The sequence below is a fragment of the Caulobacter sp. CCH9-E1 genome (genome assembly GCF_001556515.1).
Lineage (GTDB): Bacteria > Pseudomonadota > Alphaproteobacteria > Caulobacterales > Caulobacteraceae > Caulobacter.
Window position 1 is genome coordinate 1 of sequence record NZ_LSJA01000273.1, and the last position, 370, is coordinate 370.

The following is a 370-nucleotide window of genomic DNA, read 5'->3' on the forward strand; positions in this document are numbered from 1 at the left end:
AGCCCTGCGATCGTCTCGCCGTGAGATGTAAGGATGGCTCCCGTCGCGGGGGACGGGTTTCACAGCGCTAATCGGCCGGCGCCGCAGGCCCCCACCTGACCACGCTCCGCGCGGTCGTCCGCCCCCGGAGGGGGCGGAAGGATCGCGCCCCTTCTTCCCCCTCCGGGGGAGGAGCGCCGTAGGCGCGGAGGGGGCAAGTACGGGGATTGGAGCGCCTCCATCATCCGCGTATCCAGAATCGATCCCAACGATTTCAACGACTTCCCACTTTTACACGCCGCTGGATCATCCGTGTTAAAACCGCGCCTATCCTTTACCCACCTCGTCGCGAGGAAAGGGCGCGTGGCCAGCGACCATCGTGGCGGCGGGG

Annotated in this window: 1 pseudogene; it reads left to right on the forward strand. The window is 67.0% G+C overall.

What is annotated here, in order from left to right:
• Nucleotides 1-116: 116 nt before the first annotated feature.
• Nucleotides 117-192: pseudogene (locus tag AX690_RS24290) on the forward strand (hypothetical protein); the annotation flags it as partial.
• Between the last annotated feature and the right edge of the window lie 178 nt (nucleotides 193-370).